Source organism: Macellibacteroides sp. (assembly GCF_050251695.1).
Classification (GTDB): domain Bacteria; phylum Bacteroidota; class Bacteroidia; order Bacteroidales; family Tannerellaceae; genus Macellibacteroides; species Macellibacteroides fermentans.
Map to the genome: position 1 here is coordinate 1 of NZ_JBFWMI010000064.1, position 20235 is coordinate 20235.

The 20235-nt window shown below is 41.9% G+C and carries 15 protein-coding genes and 1 tRNA gene; 10 read left to right on the forward strand and 6 right to left on the reverse strand.

Annotated elements, in window-relative coordinates; all coding sequences use genetic code 11:
* On the reverse strand, positions 1 to 262 hold a 262-nt coding region (locus AB7E53_RS10245), incomplete at its 3' end, for a transposase (RefSeq protein ID WP_446775508.1).
* Between the two features lie 122 nt (positions 263 to 384).
* Positions 385 to 1254 carry a hypothetical protein gene (locus AB7E53_RS10250; RefSeq protein ID WP_421466885.1) on the reverse strand — a complete coding sequence of 290 codons (870 nt, stop codon included), beginning with the start codon at positions 1252 to 1254 and terminating at the stop codon, positions 385 to 387.
* Positions 1255 to 1346: 92 nt separating this feature from the next.
* Here AB7E53_RS10250 and AB7E53_RS10255 point away from each other — a divergent pair, with 92 nt between their 5' ends.
* Positions 1347 to 2255, forward strand: a complete 909-nt coding sequence (locus tag AB7E53_RS10255; RefSeq protein WP_446775510.1) for a ThuA domain-containing protein — start codon at positions 1347 to 1349, stop codon at positions 2253 to 2255.
* 58 nt (positions 2256 to 2313) lie between these two features.
* On the opposite strand, the gene AB7E53_RS10260 is transcribed toward AB7E53_RS10255, so the two are convergent.
* Positions 2314 to 4608, reverse strand: coding sequence for a cation:proton antiporter (locus AB7E53_RS10260; RefSeq protein ID WP_179398953.1), 2295 nt, complete (start codon positions 4606 to 4608; stop codon positions 2314 to 2316).
* Between the two features lie 98 nt (positions 4609 to 4706).
* Here AB7E53_RS10260 and AB7E53_RS10265 point away from each other — a divergent pair, with 98 nt between their 5' ends.
* From AB7E53_RS10265 to xpt, 9 genes are all read left to right on the forward strand, one after another.
* Entirely contained in the window at positions 4707 to 6725 is a 2019-nt protein-coding gene (locus AB7E53_RS10265) for an alpha amylase C-terminal domain-containing protein (RefSeq protein WP_446775512.1), read from the forward strand.
* A gap of 17 nt (positions 6726 to 6742) precedes the next feature.
* Positions 6743 to 7720 carry a type I phosphomannose isomerase catalytic subunit gene (locus tag AB7E53_RS10270; protein WP_371690079.1) on the forward strand — a complete coding sequence of 326 codons (978 nt, stop codon included), beginning with the start codon at positions 6743 to 6745 and terminating at the stop codon, positions 7718 to 7720.
* Between the two features lie 117 nt (positions 7721 to 7837).
* Positions 7838 to 8860 carry a threonine aldolase family protein gene (locus tag AB7E53_RS10275; RefSeq protein WP_446775514.1) on the forward strand — a complete coding sequence of 341 codons (1023 nt, stop codon included), beginning with the start codon at positions 7838 to 7840 and terminating at the stop codon, positions 8858 to 8860.
* 9 nt (positions 8861 to 8869) lie between these two features.
* Complete coding sequence (locus AB7E53_RS10280; RefSeq protein WP_446775516.1) at positions 8870 to 10015, forward strand: MFS transporter; 1146 nt, start codon at positions 8870 to 8872, stop codon at positions 10013 to 10015.
* A 222-nt stretch (positions 10016 to 10237) separates the two neighbouring features.
* Positions 10238 to 12571, forward strand: coding sequence for a GH92 family glycosyl hydrolase (locus AB7E53_RS10285; RefSeq protein WP_446775518.1), 2334 nt, complete (start codon positions 10238 to 10240; stop codon positions 12569 to 12571).
* A gap of 90 nt (positions 12572 to 12661) precedes the next feature.
* Positions 12662 to 13507: a helix-turn-helix transcriptional regulator gene (locus AB7E53_RS10290; RefSeq protein WP_446775520.1), complete on the forward strand. Its 846-nt coding sequence runs from the start codon at positions 12662 to 12664 to the stop codon at positions 13505 to 13507.
* A gap of 193 nt (positions 13508 to 13700) precedes the next feature.
* Complete coding sequence (gene pckA, locus AB7E53_RS10295) at positions 13701 to 15293, forward strand: phosphoenolpyruvate carboxykinase (ATP) (protein ID WP_446775522.1); 1593 nt, start codon at positions 13701 to 13703, stop codon at positions 15291 to 15293.
* A gap of 237 nt (positions 15294 to 15530) precedes the next feature.
* Positions 15531 to 16907, forward strand: a complete 1377-nt coding sequence (locus AB7E53_RS10300; RefSeq protein WP_179398754.1) for a nucleobase:cation symporter-2 family protein — start codon at positions 15531 to 15533, stop codon at positions 16905 to 16907.
* Between the two features lies 1 nt (position 16908).
* Positions 16909 to 17475 (forward strand): xanthine phosphoribosyltransferase, encoded by a 567-nt coding sequence (xpt, locus tag AB7E53_RS10305; RefSeq protein ID WP_079682937.1) that lies wholly within the window; start codon positions 16909 to 16911, stop codon positions 17473 to 17475.
* 72 nt (positions 17476 to 17547) lie between these two features.
* Here xpt and sucD read toward each other — a convergent pair whose 3' ends face one another.
* The 3 genes from sucD to AB7E53_RS10320 form a co-directional block, all read right to left on the reverse strand.
* The gene (sucD, locus tag AB7E53_RS10310; RefSeq protein ID WP_079682938.1) at positions 17548 to 18408 is read right to left on the reverse strand and encodes a succinate--CoA ligase subunit alpha; all 861 of its coding nucleotides are present in this window, start codon (positions 18406 to 18408) and stop codon (positions 17548 to 17550) included.
* Positions 18409 to 18421: 13 nt separating this feature from the next.
* Positions 18422 to 19564, reverse strand: a complete 1143-nt coding sequence (gene sucC, locus AB7E53_RS10315; protein ID WP_446772508.1) for an ADP-forming succinate--CoA ligase subunit beta — start codon at positions 19562 to 19564, stop codon at positions 18422 to 18424.
* A 197-nt stretch (positions 19565 to 19761) separates the two neighbouring features.
* Positions 19762 to 19833, reverse strand: a tRNA-Met gene (locus AB7E53_RS10320).
* Between the last annotated feature and the right edge of the window lie 402 nt (positions 19834 to 20235).

Below are 20235 nucleotides of genomic sequence, written 5' to 3' on the forward strand. Positions count from 1 at the left end.
CGCGAAGAAGCAGCTTCTCAATCTTGCGACAGGAATAAACGTTGTTCATGTAGGCGTAGATAATCACCTTGAGCATCATCTGCGGATGATAGGGACTACGACCATATTCTTTATAAAGAGCCTTAATCTTATCAAGATCAAGATTATCAACCAGGGCATTGACAACCCGCACAGGGTCATCTTCAGCAATATCTTCATCAATCCGGCTCGGAAAAAGAAGCGTTTGGTTGGATATATACGGGCGAAAATGTAACTTTGTCATATGAATTTTGAAAACCTAAAGTTACAAAAACTCTAGGAAATAGCAAAGGCCGAGCTTGGGAAAGTTCGACCTTTGTGCATAAAACGAGGGTGTGCCTATTTTGACACACCCTCATGTATTTATTAGAAGCAGCGGATGTATCCAATGGAATAGGAATCGTACAGATTATCTCTCATTCCGTGTGAGTATTTGAATGATAGAATATTCTTTTTCAACTCGTAACTCAGATTGCTGCGTAATACGCGGGGGCGGTCCCCGTTATTCTCATATCCCGTATAACCTGCATAGTCAGTTTGCAGCATCAGATTTTTATATTTACCGGTGAGGCCGATTGCATAAGAGTAGGCATCGTCTTGCCTGTGGACCAGGCTGTTTGTCATCCAGCAATAGAATCCGCCCATCCCATGAACACGGAGTGATGCCGTTCCGTCTGTAGATTTAAGCAGATCTTTACCGAAAGTAAGATCAAACCAATAACCTGCCGCGTCTGTGTAACGTGCTAAAGCGAGTCGTTGCCCGGTAGCTGTGCGGATGTACATCCTTCCAACCAGATCAACCCACTTTTCACTTCGCAGAATTTGGTAATGAGTCCCGATAATAACATCTCCCAGTATATTGTCCCAGTTTTTGGTACCAGCTGCAAACCTCTCAGCCTTGGTTTCCTGCGTAGTTTCAAATTCTGTTTCAAGGGTACAGCTAACCTCAACGGCAACACGGTTATTCACCAATGGAATGTATAATCTACCGTACCAGTTTTTTGTTTTATCTCCGGAGTAACGATGGTATTCGCCCCGTACTTCAACTTCCCATCGGTTACTTACACTGCCAGAGTGCATCGTTGGGATGGGTAACGCATTCGGACCGAAGTATCTTGAAGAATAGATGAGCTTTTTCATTTCTTCACGCCAGGGTTCATCTCCCGAACTTTCGGCTTTCGCAACTCCTGCAGAAAGTGTAATGAGAAGAAATAATACTGCATACTTATATAACATATGATATTATCTTATTATTTTGTGGTCAAAAATACATTTTTCAATTCTATTAAACTAATTTTGTATATCTATATTCAAAAATTTGAGCTGTTATGAAGTACCCTATTCTTTACAAATTAGTTTGTGTTTTTGCTTTTATTCTGTTGGCAGGATCGGTTTCTGGGAAAAAGCCTATTAAAACGTTGATAGTAACCGGCCAGAACAACCATAATTGGCAGGTAAGCAATGTGGCTTTGAAAAAAATAATGGAGCAATCCGGACGTTTTGTTGTAGACGTTGCTGTTTCTCCCGCAGCAGGAGAAGATATGTCTTCTTTCAGCCCCGATTTTTCAGCTTACCAATTGGTGGTGGTGGACTATAACGGAGACTCATGGATTGAAGCGACCAAGCAAAACTTTATATCTTTTGCCCGTAACGGAGGGGGAATAGTAATTTACCACGCTGCCGATAATGCCTTTTCCAATTGGCCCGAATTCAATAAGATATGTGCCTTGGGCGGATGGGAAGGCCGGGATGAAAAATCTGGTCCCTATGTATATTGGCTGGACGGAAAGTTGATTAAAGATAGTGCTCCGGGGCCTGGTGGATCCCATGGCAAACAGCATGAATACGTATTGAATGCCCGAGACGAGGTACATCCTATAATGAAAGGACTTCCAAAAAAATGGAGACATGCTACAGATGAATTGTATGACAGGATGCGTGGTCCTGGGAATATTCAAGATATTCTGTTTACAGCCTATTCTGATAAGTCAACCAATGGATCCGGAAGAGAAGAGCCTTTGATGTTTACGGTTAATTACGAAAAAGCCCGTATTTTCCATACAATGTTGGGACATGCAGGTGAGTCTCTCGAAAATAATCCCGCCATGCAATGTACCGGTTTTCAGATTACCTTCCTTCGCGGTGCTGAGTGGGCTGCAACAGGTAAGGTTACAATCAAAGTACCGGAAGATTTTCCTGCCGAAACCAGAGTAACTTCCCGGCTCGATTATAAATAAGCCGGTTAAATCTGCAGTGAAAAAGTATACCCAAAGGGAAAAGCATACCCGAAGGATATCATTTAGAAGCTTTATTCAGAATCAAAGTTGAAGGCATCTTTTGGAGCGCGTCTTTACGGGTTTCACAAAGAATGTTCCATGTTGGATAGCTTATAAGCATGAAATTAAATTTTGCAAGAATATCTCCCGATAGTTTCTTCTCCGGGAGTAGGGTTGCATGTTTCGTTTCAAAAATAAACTTTTGTATGCTTTCTGTCATAACCGACTCCTCCTCACTATTGGGCGGATTACTTACAATCCCCACCGATCCGTGGGTGGCTTTTACCAAACGATGTACATATTCGAGTAAGAATAAGTCTTCCACATTCGTCAGCGTAACCAATACGTTGGTTGCCTTTACAAACCCTCTGTTAACGAACACTCCTACAGGACAGTTGGTCTGTTCGATAAACATTTTAGTCTTGTCCTTCAGCAATCCTCCCGGATAGAACCATGATTCAGGGGCATTGAGCTTTTTAAAGTAACGGTTATAGAACGTTGCCCGGTATTTGTTGGCAGCAACATCGTCCGGGGCGTCAGACATGGAAATTCCTGCGCCTACCAAAAGGAAATCGTAGCCCTCTTCATTTACAATATCACAAATATCCTGACCGGCATTATTTGATACTTCATAACGGGTAATCAAAGGTATACCCAGTTTTTTTGCTCCATAGAGTATTGGCCCAAAGCTTACCTCTTCAAAATTATCCGCATGCAGAGGGTTTACGTCCGATCCGACCGTTAAATGTAATGCTGTAATTTCCAAATGATTTTTCCCTTTTGAAAACATTTGATGGGCAACATCCAGCATAATCTGACCATTCCCGGCTCTTCCGAATGAAAGCAGTACTTTAAATACGCCTGACACTGTACCTGCTTTTTTATTTTCAATAATCTTTTCTCTCGTCCGGTAACAGAAGTCGATAAATGAGATCAGAGGGGTGGTCATAAAGGTTGTGACAAGAGTCATTAATACAAGCATCACAAAAATCGCCGGAGGTAATATTTGCATTTCATATCCGATGGTAAGGACAATAAGCTCCATCAATCCTCTGGTATTCATTAATGCCCCGATATACAAGCTGTTTTTCCAGCTTTCGCCAACAAAACGTGCTGAAAATAAAGCTCCTCCAAATTTCCCGACAATGGCTACTAATATAATAGCCAGGCAGGTCCCCCATAATTGAGGTGTATTAAGTAGTCCGATCTCAGTCCTTAATCCCGTGGATACAAAAAACAATGGAAGAAGAAGGGTTAAGGATATATCTTCAACCTTTTCAGACATTATTTTCCTGAATTTTAAATTTGAAGGCATAACAACGCCTGCAATAAAGGCACCGAAAAGCACATGTAAACCTAAAACCTCGGTCAGGAACGACGAAAGGATAAGGAAAAGGAAAATAAATGCCACCATACCCTTGTTTACCACCTCCTTGTTGTGGTAAATATTACCTATCATTGCAAAAAATGGACGGACAGCAAAAAACATGATTAATACATAGAGTACGGAGAATAATATGTTATACGTGGCACTTAACATATTTCCAGCTTGTGCAACAGCTACAACCACCGCAAGCAGACACCAGGCAGTAATATCTCCGTTTGCCGCACTAGCCAAAGAGACTGTTCCCAGGTGAGACCTGGTAAGACCTTTTTCCTGTATAATCCGTGCTAAAACAGGAAAAGCGGTTATACTCATTGATATTCCTATAAATAGAGCAAATGACAAAAAAGGGGTGAATTTATAAGAATAACTTTCATACATAAAATAAGCCACAAGCATACCCAGGAAAAATGGAATCACAATACTGGCATGACTGATCAGCAGGGTTTCCCGTAATTTCTTTTTCACCTCCATCAAATCCAATTCCATACCGATGGCATACATAAATAGAATTAAACCAAACTGGCTTAGAATATTTATGTTGGCAAGTGATTCTGGCCTGAAAAGAAAAGAAGATACCTCCGGTAACAGGTTTCCTAAAACCGATGGTCCCAGAAGTATTCCGGCAACAATCTCGCCGATAACAGTAGGTTGTCCCATTTTCTGGAATAACCATCCGCACGCTCTGGCAATTATCAGGATTGTAATAATCTGTAAAAGAAGAATACCCAGAGGACTTTCGGTATGGTGTAACACCAGTTTTTTGAATGTGTCGAATCCACTCAAAAGATCGGTAGGTTTTTCTGATATAGAATTCAGTGCGCCGTCAATCTGATAGGTCTCACCTTCTTTGGCGATGAGATACATCAGCGAACCGAAGACGAGAATCATCAATATGTAAAAAGTAAAACTTTTCGCTCCTTTACTCATCATTTAACCCGTTTTTGCAAAAGTAAGAAAAATATATATAAATACAAGGTGTCCGTTTTTTTTTTATCTTTGCAAAACAACCAATATGGAATCCTTCTATGGAATTTCTTAATCTGATAAAAAACGATTCATGGCTTGCTCCTTTTGAAAAGGTAATTGCAGGCCGTCACCAGTATACGATTGAAAAAGAAAACGTGTTGACAAATAACGGGAGTTGCTCGTTGGCTTCTTTTGCAACAGGTTATTTGTATTTTGGACTTCATAAAGTTTCGGATGGCTGGGTATTTAGAGAATGGGCCCCTAATGCAACATGTATCTATCTTATAGGTACCTGCAACGGATGGCAAAAGGACCCGGCATATAAACTGAATAACATCGGTTCGGGTGTTTGGGAGATTTTTATTCCGGAGCATGCCCTTCATCATGGAGATTTATATAAACTCTGGATAGAATGGAATGGAGGAGCGGGCGAACGCATTCCTGCATGGTGCAGGAGAGTAGTTCAAGATACCGAATCAAAAATCTTTTCCGCACAGGTTTGGAACCCATCTGTACCTTATGTGTTTAAAAATAAGAAATTTGTTCCATCCAAGACCCCTCTGTTGATTTACGAGTGCCATATAGGAATGAGCACCAGTAAGGAAACGGTAGGTAGTTATACCGAATTCCGTGAAAATGTGTTGCCTCGTATTCACAAGGCCGGATACAATGCAATTCAAATTATGGCCATTCAGGAGCATCCATACTATGGGTCGTTCGGCTACCATGTTTCCAGTTTCTTTGCTGCATCGTCCAGGTTTGGAACTCCCGAGGAGCTGAAAGAGTTGATTGATACAGCTCACTCCTATGGAATTGCTGTTATCATGGATATTGTGCATTCTCATGCTGTGAAAAATGAGACAGAAGGTCTGGGCCGCTTTGATGGAACCACCCACCAATATTTTCATGAGGGTGCCCGCAGGGAACATCCGGCATGGGATTCGCTTTGTTTTGACTATGGAAAGAATGAAGTGCTTCATTTTTTGTTGTCTAACTGCAAGTTTTGGCTGGACGAGTACAAATTTGACGGATTCCGTTTTGATGGAGTAACCTCGATGCTGTATTACAGTCACGGGTTGGGAGAGGCCTTTTCATCCTATGCCGATTATTATAACGGGAATCAGGATGGAGATGCTATCGCATATCTCACTTTGGCAAACAGGCTGATACATGAAGTGAATCCCCATGCGATAACTATCGCCGAAGAGGTTAGCGGTATGCCGGGTTTGGCCGTGCTGTCTGAGGACGGAGGCTATGGATTTGACTATCGTATGGCTATGAATATCCCCGACTTCTGGATCAAGATGATAAAAGAGAAGAAAGACGAAGATTGGCATCCTTCAGCTATCTGGTGGGAAACGACCAACCGGCGCAAAGATGAAAAAACAATCAGCTATGCCGAGAGTCATGATCAGGCTTTGGTAGGAGATAAGACAATCATCTTCCGCCTGATCGATGCTGCCATGTATTGGCATATGCAGGTTAACGATCATAATATGGTTGTTGAGCGTGGGATTGCTTTGCATAAGATGATCCGTCTGGTTACAGCTTCTACCATCAATGGCGGCTATCTTAATTTTATGGGAAATGAATTCGGTCATCCGGAGTGGATCGATTTCCCGCGCGAAGGAAATGGCTGGTCTCACAAGTATGCACGCAGACAGTGGGATTTAGTGGACAATATGGATCTTAAGTATCATTATTTGGGTGACTTCGACAAGGAAATGCTTGCAGCGATAACAAGCATAAAGAATTTTGAGAAAACACCCCTTGAAAAGTTATGGGATAGTGATGCCGATCAGACGCTGGCCTACAAGCGGAAAGATTTGATATTTGTGTTTAATTTCAGTCCTACCCGTTCTTATTCTGATTACGGGATTCTTGCGCCAAAAGGAGAGTACGAGGTTATATTGAATTCGGATTCCCTAAAATTTGGTGGTTTCGGACTGACGGACGACTCAATTAGGCATTTTACTCATTTTGATCCGTTGTACAAAAAAGAAAAGAAAGAGTGGTTGAAGTTATATATACCGGCACGAACCGCTATGGTGTTGCGTAAAGTTAAACCGGTAAAATAGTAAAAGTTAATAAATATATGTTGTATCCAGTTACATTTAGACCTATCCTGAAAAGTGTTATTTGGGGAGGAGCCGATATTTGTCCCTTTAAGGGAATTGAACCTTTGCAAGATGGTATAGGAGAAAGTTGGGAATTATCTCACGTGGAAGGTAATGTTTCGGTAGTGGCCGAAGGTTCTTTAGCCGGTAAAAGCCTGGAAGAATTAATAAATACCTATGGAGATAAGCTGTTGGGTAAGAAAGTGATGGATTCTTTTGGAACTACATTTCCGTTGCTTATCAAGTTTATTGATGCCCGTGATCATTTATCCATCCAGGTTCACCCGGACGATGAATTGGCCGCCAAACGACACAATTCATTCGGAAAGACAGAAATGTGGTATGTAGTTAAAGCTTCGGATGATGCTATTCTATATTCCGGTTTCTCTCAGCAAATAGATTCGGAAGAATATGTGAAAAGAGTGAATGACAATACAATCATGGATGTATTGAAAAAGTATAATGTGAAGCAAGGAGATGTATTTTTCCTGCCGGCGGGTCGTGTTCATGCGATCGGGGCCGGATGTTTTATTGCAGAAATTCAGCAGACATCCAATATCACCTATCGTATCTACGATTACGATCGTAGGGATGCACAGGGAAATGGTCGCGAACTTCATACCGAACTGGCTAAAGATGCTATTGATTACACTCTGTATCCGGATTATCGTACCAGCTATACTCCCAAACGAAATGAGTCTGTGTCGTTAGCAAGTTGCAAATATTTTACAACGAATCTTCTGGAACTCGACAACGAGCTGAATCGCGATTTTGCTTCGCTTGATTCGTTTGTAGTTTATATCTGTATGGAAGGAGCCTGCGAGCTTTTGGACGATAAAGGAAACAAAATTTCTTTAAAGCAAGGCCAGACTGTATTGGTTCCGGCAGACACGCAGAAGGTTACTCTTTCTCCGGTTGGTAATGGAGTTAAATTATTGGAAACCTATATCGGCTGATCTCGGCCGAAGGATAAAACAGAGGGGTTGAAACAAGTTTTCAACCCCCTTTTTCTTTAAGCGAAAAATTAGGGTTCCTATTTTATTTATTATTTACTTTTGCATAAAAAAAATATAATGAGAAGTTTTGCTAGCGATAACAATTCCGGCGTTCATCCTTTGGTTATGGATGCTCTATTAAAAGCGAATGTAGATCATGCTGTAGGTTATGGAGACGATAGCTGGACACATGCTGCTGAGAAGAAGTTGAAAGAAGTATTTGGAGAAAAGGCGACTCCTTTTTTTGTATTCAACGGAACAGGGGCAAATTCGGTCGCCTTACAAGCTGTTACAAGATCTTTTAATTCGATCCTTTGTGCCGAAACCGCACATATCAACGTGGACGAATGCGGAGCACCGGGACGGATGACCGGATGTGCCCTGGTTTCTATCCCTACTTCGGATGGTAAACTGACACCGGAACTAATTAAAGCAAGATTACATAATTTTGGTGTTTGCCATCATTCGCAACCCAAGGTCGTATATATTTCGCAGGTAACGGAGTTAGGTACGGTTTACACGATCGACGAGGTTAAAGCCATTGCCGATTTGCTTCATGCACATTCTATGTACCTGCACATGGATGGTGCCCGTTTAGCCAACGCATGCGCTTACCTGAAGCGCTCGATGAAGCAACTTACCGTAGATGCGGGGGTAGATATACTTAGTTTCGGCGGCACCAAAAATGGAATGATGATGGGGGAAGCCGTTATTGCCTTTTCGCCCGAAATTGCTGAAAATTTAATGTATTTCAGAAAACAGTCAGCTCAGCTGGCTTCCAAGATGAGGTATTTATCTGCTCAGTTCATCCCATATCTTGAGAATGATTTATGGCTTGAGAATGCCGTAAAAGCCAATGCTGCCGCAATTAAATTATCAAATATACTCAAACAATATCCCGGGATTGTCTTCACACAAAAGGTTGAATCTAATGCATTGTTCTTTACCATTCCAACCGAAGCACTGCGTAAGCTGCAAGAAGAATACTACTTCTATATGTGGAACGAGGAGAGGAATGAAGCTCGATTAGTCACCTCCTGGGATACAACGGATGAAGATATTTCAAAGTTTGAAGAATCTCTCAAAACAATATTCAAATAAAGTCAGGCCATGAAACACACAAAATCGTTAACCTTGCTTGTTCCTGTGATGTTTACCTTTTTTACAATGGGGTTTGTAGATCTGGTAGGTATTGCGACCAATTATGTAAAAGAGGATTTCACCTTGTCTGATACGATGGCTAATTTGCTGCCATCGATGGTTTTTCTTTGGTTTCTGGTCTGTTCTGTTCCTACGGGAATGCTGATGAATAAGATAGGAAGACGAAAAACGGTTATAATCAGCGTCCTGGTAACATTCCTCTCGTTGTTGGTTCCGCTGATCGAGTACAACTATAGCATGATGTTGATATCTTTTGCCCTGTTGGGAATAGGCAATGCCATGATGCAGGTGTCATTAAACCCATTGCTGTCTAATGTGGTAAGCGGTCACCTGCTTGCAAGCAGCCTTACCCTGGGTCAGTTTTTCAAGGCGATTGCCTCATTCCTTGCTCCGATAATTACAGCCTGGGCAGTGGTGGAGTTTGGTAACTGGAGGATGTTGTACCCTATCTTTGCCTCTATTTCACTTATTGCCGCTTTCTGGTTGTTGTTTACGTCTGTAGAGGAACAGAAAACAGACGGGAAGACATCCACATTCTCTCAATGTTTCTCACTATTGGGAAACCAATCTATTTTAATGCTCTTTATAGGAATAATGTGCCATGTAGGTATCGATGTGGGTATTAATACCACCGCTCCCAAAATTCTAATGGAGCGGACAGGAATGACGTTGGCTGATGCAGGTTATGCAACCAGTCTTTATTTCTTGTGTCGTACGATAGGTTGTTTCGGCGGTGCCTTCATTCTGGCGAGGTTTGCCCCCAGGAAATTCTTTTTAATAAGTATTGTCGGCGTGGCCCTTGCCATTGGTGGTCTGCTTGTAGTGGATAAGCTTGTATATATATACCTGTGTATAGGACTGATCGGTTTCGGTAATTCAAACCTCTTTTCCATCCTATTCTCTCAGGCATTTCAACTTCAGCCGGAAAATAGCAATGAAGTGTCCGGCTTGATGATGATGGGTATTTTTGGAGGAGCCGTTTTACCATTGCTTATGGGAATTACATCAGATGCCATCGGTTCGCAGTTGGGAGCTGTAATCATTCTGGCAATTTGTACGGTGTACCTTTTTATCTTATATCCAAAATTAAAATAAAACAACCGGCAATACAATAAATTAGAGAGGGTGATACGTAAGTTTACCCTCTCTTTTTTGTTAACCGTATTCGCCAACGAATACCAAATCCGGCAAGATTTAGAATGTTATATTAAGTTAAATGTTGGACGGGCGTATAGTGGTTATGGCCGGATTACGCGTCTCATATAAGATTTAACCTGAAAGTGTCAATCTATCATCATCATAACAGTTCAGATTCAAATGAGAATTAAAAAAACTACAGCATGCAATTTACTTCTTTGCCTGCTCTCTCTTCCTGTAATGGCTCAGGTAAAACCGGCCGATTACGTTAATCCTATTATTGGAACCAATGGTATGGGGCATACCTTTCCCGGAGCATGCGTACCTCATGGTATTGTACAGCTAAGTCCGGATACGGATACCATTCCCCATAATGTAAACGGTGTCTACCAACCACGTGCCTACGAGTATTGTGCCGGATATCAATACAAAGACAGCACCATTGTTGGATTCAGTCATACCCATTTAAGCGGAACGGGGCATTCGGACCTGGGAGATATCTTAATTATGCCATTTACCGGACCATTGCAGACCAATCCGGGAACGGCTTCCGATCCTGATAGTGGATATCGATCCAGATTCAGTCACAATACAGAGGTTGCCCGTCCGGGTTATTACGAGGTGATGCTATCGGATGATGCGATTAAAGCACAGCTCACCACAACCGAACGTGTGGGTATTCATAAATATACGTACCCCCGGGGGGCTTCCCAGAAAATAATAGTAGACCTGAATCACGCCATTTATAATTACGACGGAAAGGTTTTATGGGCAAATTTACGGGTAGAGAATGATACCCTGCTGACCGGATATCGCATAACGAATGGCTGGAGCCGGGTGAATTACACCTACTTTGCAATCTCTTTTTCAAAATCCATCAAGAAGTATGGGTATGAAGACAAGCAGAAGATTGCCTATAATGGTTTTTGGCGTCGGTTTAAGGTGAATGAGAATTTCCCCGAGATAGGTGGACGGAAAGTCGTTTCGTATTTCGAGTTTGATGATTCCGACAATAAACCTTTGGAAATAAAGGTGGCACTTTCCGGAGTAAGTACTTTGGGAGCACTTAAAAACCTGGAAGCAGAAGCCTCCGGCCGGACTTTCGACGAACTTACAATCCAGGCCGCTGAGAAGTGGAATAAGGAATTGTCAGTTATCGAAGCCCATGGAGATAAGGATAAGCTGACCATGTTATATACTTCTCTGTATCACACCCTCATCAATCCATCGGTTTATGCCGACGTGGACGGGCAGTACAGGGGGGTAGACCAGGCGGTACATCAGACAAAAGATTTTATGAATTATACGGTGTTTTCTGTTTGGGATACCTACAGGGCATTGCACCCATTGTTCAATATCATCAACCGTGAACGTAATGCGGACATGGTGAAATCGATGATAGCCCACAGTCAGCAAAGTGTGCACAAAGCATTGCCTGTATGGAGTCATATGGGAAATGAAAATTGGTGTATGATCGGGTATCACTCAGTCTCCGTTTTGTCGGACGCAATCGCCAAAGGATTGCCTGTGGATAAAGACCAATCGTTGAAAGCAATGATCAGCAGCTCATCGATACCCTATTACGATCATACCGATGAGTATATGAAACTGGGGTATGTTCCCTTCGACCAGAGTGCATCAGCCGCTTCCATTACATTGGAATATGCATATGATGACTGGACTATTTATAAGTTGGCTCAATCTATGGGTAACCAAAAGGTAGCCGACGAGTATAAAAAGAGAGCTTTGAGTTACCGTAATCTATTTGATAAAGAGCTGGGTTTTGCCCGTCCCCGTTATGCAGACGGCACTTGGAAGCCGGCGTTCAGTCTGCTCAACACCCATGGCGAAGGTTTTATTGAAGGTAATTCATGGAACTACTCGTTTTATGTACCCCACGATGTAAACGGGCTGATCGAAATGATGGGAGGCGACAGCCGTTTCATCAATAAGCTTGATTCGTTGTTCTCCATGCATTTGCCGGACGAGTTCTTCGCCCACACAGAAGATGTAACCCGCGAAGGATTATTGGGTACTTATGTACATGGTAACGAACCGAGTCACCATATCCCTTATTTGTATATGTGGAGCAGCAAACCCTGGAAAACCCAGTACTGGATCAGGGAAATCATGAACCGGATGTACCGGAATAATATCGACGGACTTTGTGGGAACGACGACTGCGGACAAATGTCTGCGTGGTATGTACTTTCTGCCATGGGATTTTATTCTGTTTGTCCGGGTACAGATCAATATGTAATAGGAGCACCCTATCTACCCTATATGAAGCTTACGCTTGAAAACGGAAAAGAGTTGGTTATAAAAGCCGATAAGGTGAGCGACAAGAACCGTTATGTGAAATCGGTCAAACTTAACGGAAAACCTTACCATAAAGCTTTTATCGGGCAACAAGATATAATGAATGGGGGAGAGCTTACTTTCGAAATGTCGTCTCAACCAAATAAACAGAGGATATTTAAGGGCGAGAACAGACCATATTCGTTGTCTGAATAACCGTATTGACGCACAAAAATAGCTCAAAACAGATTAATGTACGACGAAAATATGCTATCTTTCGGCTGAAATTGCGAAAGATGACAGCACATGAACAGATTGTACAACGAAAGATATAAAAGTTTTGATCAGTATGTATCCGATCAGGAAATTGGATTTACAAAATGGGATTTAACAGAAGGAGAAAGTTTAAATAGAGAGCTTATTGATCACAATCATATTTTCTTTATTTTAAATGGCTCTGTTAAGATTTCTTGTAATGAATTTCATGATCGGATATTTAAAGCCGGTGAAATGGTGTTTATTCCCAAATCCGCTTCATTTACGGGAGAGACGCTTGAAGCCAGCCTGATTATCAACCATTCTTTTGAAAATCCGCTCAACATATGCGATAAGGCCATGATGGAATCGCTGGCACCCTTAAGCGATACCATTGCCTATCGGTTTCAGCCCCTGGCAATCCGTCCGCCGCTGGATCATTTCCTGGAGTTGTTTGTAAGCTATCTGGACGATGGGGTACGATGCAGCCATCTGTTCCAGGCGAAGCAGTCCGAGATCTTTGTCCTTTTCAGGTTATATTACACGCGTCTTGAGAATGCAACCTTCTTTTACCCCCTGATAGGTAAAAGTGTGGATTTTAAAAGTTTTGTAATGGCTAACTATCTTAAAGTTGAAAGTATAGATGAATTTGCACGATTAGGAGGCTATAATGTATCCACCTTTCGTAAAAAGTTCAAAGCGCATTTTAACGAATCGGCTTACCAATGGATTTTAAAGCAAAAGTCAAAACATATAAAGTATAAGATATCTATTGAGAATGTTGCTTTCAAGGATATTATGGACGAATATGGCTTTGCCACCCCGGCTCATTTCAACGAATATTGCAAGACTCATTTTGGAATGACACCTTCCCAATTAAGGGAGAGCCTTAAATAGAAATTAAGTCTCAAGCTATTCTATAAAAGATGCTAAAAAACACCTTTTAGTCCTTCCTGTATCAGATTCCATAACAACAATCATATTTTGCGTAACAATAGTGGCGCAAGGATGTTCTATATTTGTAACCGTAAGTTTTACGAGTTGAAAGCGAGTTAGAACTAGATAATTTAATCAAATTAATTTACTGTAAATGGCAAATTTAGATTTAAGTAAGTATGGAATTGTAGCGGATGCTGTAATTGTTCATAACCCTTCTTATGAGCAGTTGTTCCAGGCAGAAACTGATCCAAGTAACCAAGGTTACGAAGTTGGAAAACTGACAAACACAGGTGCAGTGGCAGTAGACACAGGTGTCTTTACCGGTCGTTCTCCTAAAGACAGATACATCGTTAAAGATGCAACTACTGAAGATACAATTTGGTGGGACGGCACAATCAACAAGCCAGTTTCAACCGAAGTTTGGAATGATTTGAAGGCATTATCTTTGAAACAGCTTTCTTCTGCAAAGAAATTATACGTTGTTGATACTTATTGCGGTACAAACGAAGACACACGTATGAAAGTACGTTTCGTTATGGAAGTTGCATGGCAGGCTCACTTCGTGACAAACATGTTTATCCGTCCTTCACAATATGAACTGGAACACTACGGCGAACCTGATTTCGTTGTATTGAACTCTTCAAAAACAACCAATCCGAACTGGAAAGAGCAGGGCTTGAACTCAGAAGTATTTGTATGCTTCAACCTGACTGAAAAACTTCAGATCATCGGTGGTACATGGTACGGTGGTGAAATGAAGAAAGGTATGTTCGCTATGATGAACTACTACCTGCCTCTAAGAGGTATGGCTTCTATGCACTGTTCTGCCAACGTTGGTAAAGATGGTGATGTAGCTGTATTCTTCGGTCTTTCAGGAACAGGTAAGACAACTCTTTCTGCCGACCCGAAACGTTACCTTATCGGTGACGACGAGCACGGTTGGGATGACAACGGTGTATTTAACTACGAAGGTGGTTGCTACGCTAAGGTTATCAGCTTGAGCCAGGAAAACGAACCAGATATCTGGCAGGCTATCAAACGTGATGCTTTGCTTGAAAACGTAACAGTTCGCGAAGATGGTTCTGTTGACTATGCTGATGGATCAAAGACAGAAAACACACGTGTTTCTTATCCTATCTATCACATCAACAAGATCGTTCTTCCTTCAAGAGCAGGTCACGCTAAGAAAATCATCTATTTGTCTGCCGATGCTTTCGGAGTATTACCTCCGGTTTCTATCCTGGACGACAAGCAAGCTCAGTACCACTTCCTTTGCGGTTATACTTCTAAGTTGGCCGGAACAGAACGCGGTATCACTGAACCGGTTCCTTCTTTCTCTCCTGCTTTCGGTGAGGCATTCCTTACTTTGCATCCTACTATGTATGCTAAGACTCTTGTGTCTAAAATGCAGGAGCACGGAGCAAAAGCTTATTTGGTTAACACCGGATGGAACGGAACAGGCAAGCGTATTTCTATCAAGAATACACGTGCTATTATCGATGCTATCATTGATGGTTCTATCGAAAACGCAGAAAAGGTTACTCTTCCAGTATTGAACCTGACAGTTCCAAAAGCATTGAACAATGTTTCTGAAGGTATCCTTGACCCACGTGATACGTATGCCGACGTGAACGATTGGACAGAAAAGGCTAAGAGCCTTGCTGCAAAATATATTAAGAATTTTGAGCAATACTGCGATAACGACGATGCAAAAGCATTAATTGCATCAGGTCCGCAGTTGTAATTAGTTAAATTGATGACGATTGGATATGGGCTGCCTGTTGATAGGTAGCCCTATCTTTTTTACATAGATACCCGGTGTTTATTTTTTTCCTTCTCTATTTCGGTGAATTATGACTATAGTATAGTTCCTTTTTTGTATTTTTGCCCCTTATTTTATTAAATTGACGAAGCGTTTAAGAAAGGGAGAAATGTGTATCTCTTTCGTACGAGAGCGAACAACCTAATAATAATCATAAAAATGGATACTCAGACAGAAACAGCAAAAGAGACAATCAATCCCGCTAAACCTGCGGATTTAATTTATGGAGTAGACGATCGTCCACCTTTCAGAGATGCCTTTTTTGCAGCACTGCAGCACTTGTTGGCAATCTTTGTTGCCATCATTACTCCTCCGCTTATTATTTGCGGGGCATTGAAAACAGATCTTGAAACAACCGGTTTTATGGTTTCAATGGCATTGTTTGCTTCTGGTATCTCAACCTTTATACAGTGTAGGAAAGTGGGTCCCGTTGGAGCCGGATTACTTTGTATCCAGGGTACAAGCTTTTCTTTTATCGGCCCAATCATCTCAATGGGACTTTCGGGCGGACTTCCGCTTATTTTTGGGGTTTGTATCGCGGCTTCGCCCATCGAAATGATCATCAGCCGTACATTCCGCTATATGCGTTCCATCATTACTCCACTGGTTTCCGGTATCGTAGTACTGCTTATCGGTCTTAGTCTGGTTAAAGTGGGCGTGGTATCTTGCGGTGGTGGATACGGCGCAATGGATAACGGAACTTTTGGTAGCTTAGAGCATGTAGGAATTGCTGCTGTTGTAATGGGAAGCGTTTTGTTCTTCAACCGCTGTAAAAACAAATATTTACGTATGAGCTCTATCGTACTCGGTCTTTGTATCGGTTACGGAATAGCATTGGCAATGGGCAAGGTGGACTTCAGTCAGGTAACATCTCAAAATATCTGGTCGTTCAATATCCCGGTTCCATTCAAATACGGACTGGACTTTAATATCTCTTCTTTCATTGCCATTGGTTTGATTTATTTGATTACAGCCATCGAGGCAACCGGCGATGTTACTGCAAATTCAATGATTTCTGGTAAGTCGATCGAAGGCGAAAGCTATTTGAAACGTGTATCAGGTGGGGTTTTAGCAGACGGTTTCAATTCTATGTTGGCCGGTATCTTCAACTCATTCCCCAATTCAATATTTGCACAGAATAATGGTATTATCCAGCTTACAGGTGTTGCCAGCCGTTACGTTGGTTATTATATCGCCGCTATGTTGGTGTTGCTGGGCTTGTTCCCGATCGTAGGACTTATATTCTCTTTAATGCCCGATCCTGTTCTGGGTGGTGCAACCTTATTGATGTTTGGTACAGTTGCCGCTGCCGGTATCCGTATCATCTCTTCTCAGCAGATCAACAGAAAAGCTACATTGGTACTGGCCGTGAGCTTGTCGCTCGGACTTGGTGTAGAATTAATGCCGGATATCCTGAAAACGGCTCCGGAAGCTATAAAAAGTATCTTCTCATCGGGTATCACTACAGGTGGATTAACTGCCATTTTAGCAAATGCCCTGATTCACGTTAAAGAAGAAAAAGAAGTTAAAGAATAATATGGATGCATTAAAAAAGAGAATACTTCAAGATGGCAAATGCTTTGAAGGAGGAATTCTGAAAGTAGACAGCTTTATTAATCATCAGATGGATCCCATGCTGATGCACCAGATAGCTCAGGAATTTGTTAACCGGTTTAAGGGTGTAAAAATCAATAAAATCGTAACAATCGAGGCAAGCGGAATTGCGCCTGCGATAATGGTTGGTTTTATAATGCAGCTTCCGGTTGTTTTTGTTAAGAAGAAACAACCTAAAACTATGGAGAACATGCTTACAACCACTGTACATTCTTTTACGAAAGACAGGGATTATACGGTATGTATCAGCAATAACTTCCTTACTGCCGAAGATCATGTTTTATTTATTGATGATTTCCTTGCAAACGGAAATGCGTCTTTGGGAATGATCGATCTTATTAAACAGGCAGGTGCTACCCTGAGCGGTATGGGGTTTGTTATTGAGAAGGCATTCCAAAACGGAGGAAAAATCTTACGTGAGAAGGGCGTTCATGTAGAATCGCTGGCAATTATAGAAGATTTATCCAATTGCGAAATAAAAATCCGCTAACTAAGGCTGGTTGCGGATAGAGTAAGTCCCTCCGGATATTATCCGGAGGGGCTTTTTTTATGTTTCGGAAATTTAGCTTTTCAGCAAGTCGGGAATCATCGAAGGTTCCGGAGCTACACGGATACCTACTGCTTCGAGTGCGGCAATCTTCTCTTTGGCACTTCCAGATCCGCTGGATATGATGGCTCCGGCATGCCCCATCTGTTTGTCGGGCGGAGCCGATAACCCTGCAATAAATGACACAACCGGCTTGGTTACGTGGTGCTGAATGTAAGACGCTGCCCTTTCTTCTGCATTTCCGCCAATTTCGCCAATTAAAACAATGGCTTCGGTATCTTCGTCTTCTTCAAACATGGACAACAGTTCCAGGTAGTGAAGTCCCACTACAGGGTCTCCACCTATTCCCACTGCGGTAGATTGTCCCATTCCTGCCGCTGTAAGGTGATAGACTACTTCGTAGGTAAGTGTGCCGCTTCGGCTTATAACACCTACGCCACCGGCCTTAAATATAGAAGCAGGCATAATGCCGCATAAACTCTTTTCCGGCGAAATAAGTCCCGGACAGTTCGGCCCGATCAGGGAGGCACCTTTTAACTTTACATAATTGTAAGCTTTGATCACATCGAGGGTGGGTATCCCTTCGGTAATGCATATAATCAGCTTTATTCCGGCGTCGGCAGCTTCCATTATAGCATCGCAGGCAAATGCGGCTGGTACAAAGATGATGGATGTGTCGGCCTGCATAAGTCGTACCGTTTCATGTACGGTGTTAAATACCGGCACACCATTTACAAATGTGCCTCCTTTACCCGGAGAAGTACCTGCAACAACCTGTGTACCGTATTCTTTCATTTTTCCGGCATGGAATCCTCCGTCCCGGCCGGTTATACCCTGAACAACTACTCTTGTATTTTTATTGATAAGAATGCTCATAATTAAATATAGATTAATAGGTTTTTAGTGCAAGATTAACAGCCATTCTTGTTGCCTCGCTCATGGTATTGGCTACATACAGTTTGGAGTCTTTAAGCAGAGCCCTGCCAAGCTCCTCGTTTGTACCCGTTAGCCGGACTACCACCGGTATATCTGTATCAATTTGTTCGAAGGCCTTTAAAAGTCCGTTTGCTACATCATCACACCGGGTGATTCCGCCAAAAATATTGATTAGAACCACCTTTACATCACTATCCTGCAATAACAATTTCATTGCATGCACTACTTTTTCGCTGTTAGAGCTTCCGCCGATGTCAAGGAAATTTGCAGGTTTCCCCCTATATCTTTTAATAAGATCCATGGTAGCCATGGCAAGACCGGCTCCGTTAACCATGCAACCAATCTCTCCTCCCAGGTGTACATAGCTGAAGCCTTTCGCTTTTGCCTCTTTTTCCTTCTTCTCTTCTATTGTGGGTTCAAAGAGGGTGGCAATTTGGGGTTGTCGGTACAACGCGTTATCATCGAAAGTCATTTTCGCATCAACTGCCACCAGCGTATCATCCGGAGTTAGAACCAGGGGGTTTATCTCAGCAAGCGAAGCGTCGGTTTCGAGCATAAGCTTGTATAAGGATTTTATAATGTGACTGAGCTGGTTGATCAGTTTAATATCGGTGAACAATGAAAATGCCACTTTTCTGGTAAAGAAATCGGGTGTTCCCAATAGCGGATCGATCTGAAATTTATAGATACGTTCGGGAGTGGAGTGCGCCACCTCTTCAATATCTATCCCCCCGTCGCTGCTCAACATAAGTAAAGCCGATTTTGTGTTACGGTCTACGACTATACTCATGTAATATTCTTTTTTGATATCTGCAGCTTCGGTCACCAGAATTCTGTCTACGGGAATATCTTTAATCTTTATGCCCAATATGGCTTCGGCATTTGCTTTCACCTTTTCCGGACTGTCGGCAAGTTTGATTCCGCCCGCCTTTCCCCGTCCACCGGTTAAAACTTGTGCTTTTAATACCACCAGAGGTACATTTAAGCGCGAGTATGCATCTACAGCTTCGTCGGCCGTATGGCATAGTATCTGCTTTTTTACCGGAATATCATACGCGGCAAATAATTCTTTTGCCTGGTACTCGTGTATCTTCATTCGTGTTGAGTATTTATAAGGTAAAACAATAAGGAATATTCATAGGATTGATGTAGACAACGATGGATGTCCAATTTGATCTACTCTAATCAAACAGTTGAAAAGTTCGGATTGTTTTTTGTTTCTTTATAAATATAAAGATATGGGGGGCAATAAACAAATAAGGACCGGTAGTGAACCGATCCTTATTCTTTCTGTTGCGGAGGCAAGACTCGAACTTACGACCTTTGGGTTATGAGCCCAACGAGCTACCACTGCTCCACTCCGCGATATGTTTGTTATTGGATAACGAGTGCAAAGGTACGATAATATTCTTATAAAGCAAGCGAATTGGCATATAGATTTCACAGTGTTTGGCGGTGATGCGTGTAAGCTGTTAGCCTATAGTGTATTATCGACCTAAATTATTTTATATAATTTATAGAAGAGCCTCTGTTATTATCCATTTTAAGAGATAAGACATTCTTTTTCTTTTGAAGGGAGGATCTATTGGTCTCTATGTTATGAATTAGTGTGTTCCCTGTTGTGTTCTATTATTTTCAATAGTAAGTATTCGGTGTAGTACGTGTGATAAAATAGTATTATTCTATTTATAGCTTTAGCAAGATAATTTTTTAGATTACTTTTTCCAGTTATGAGGTAATAGTTCCTTGTAATTTTTGGGATCACAG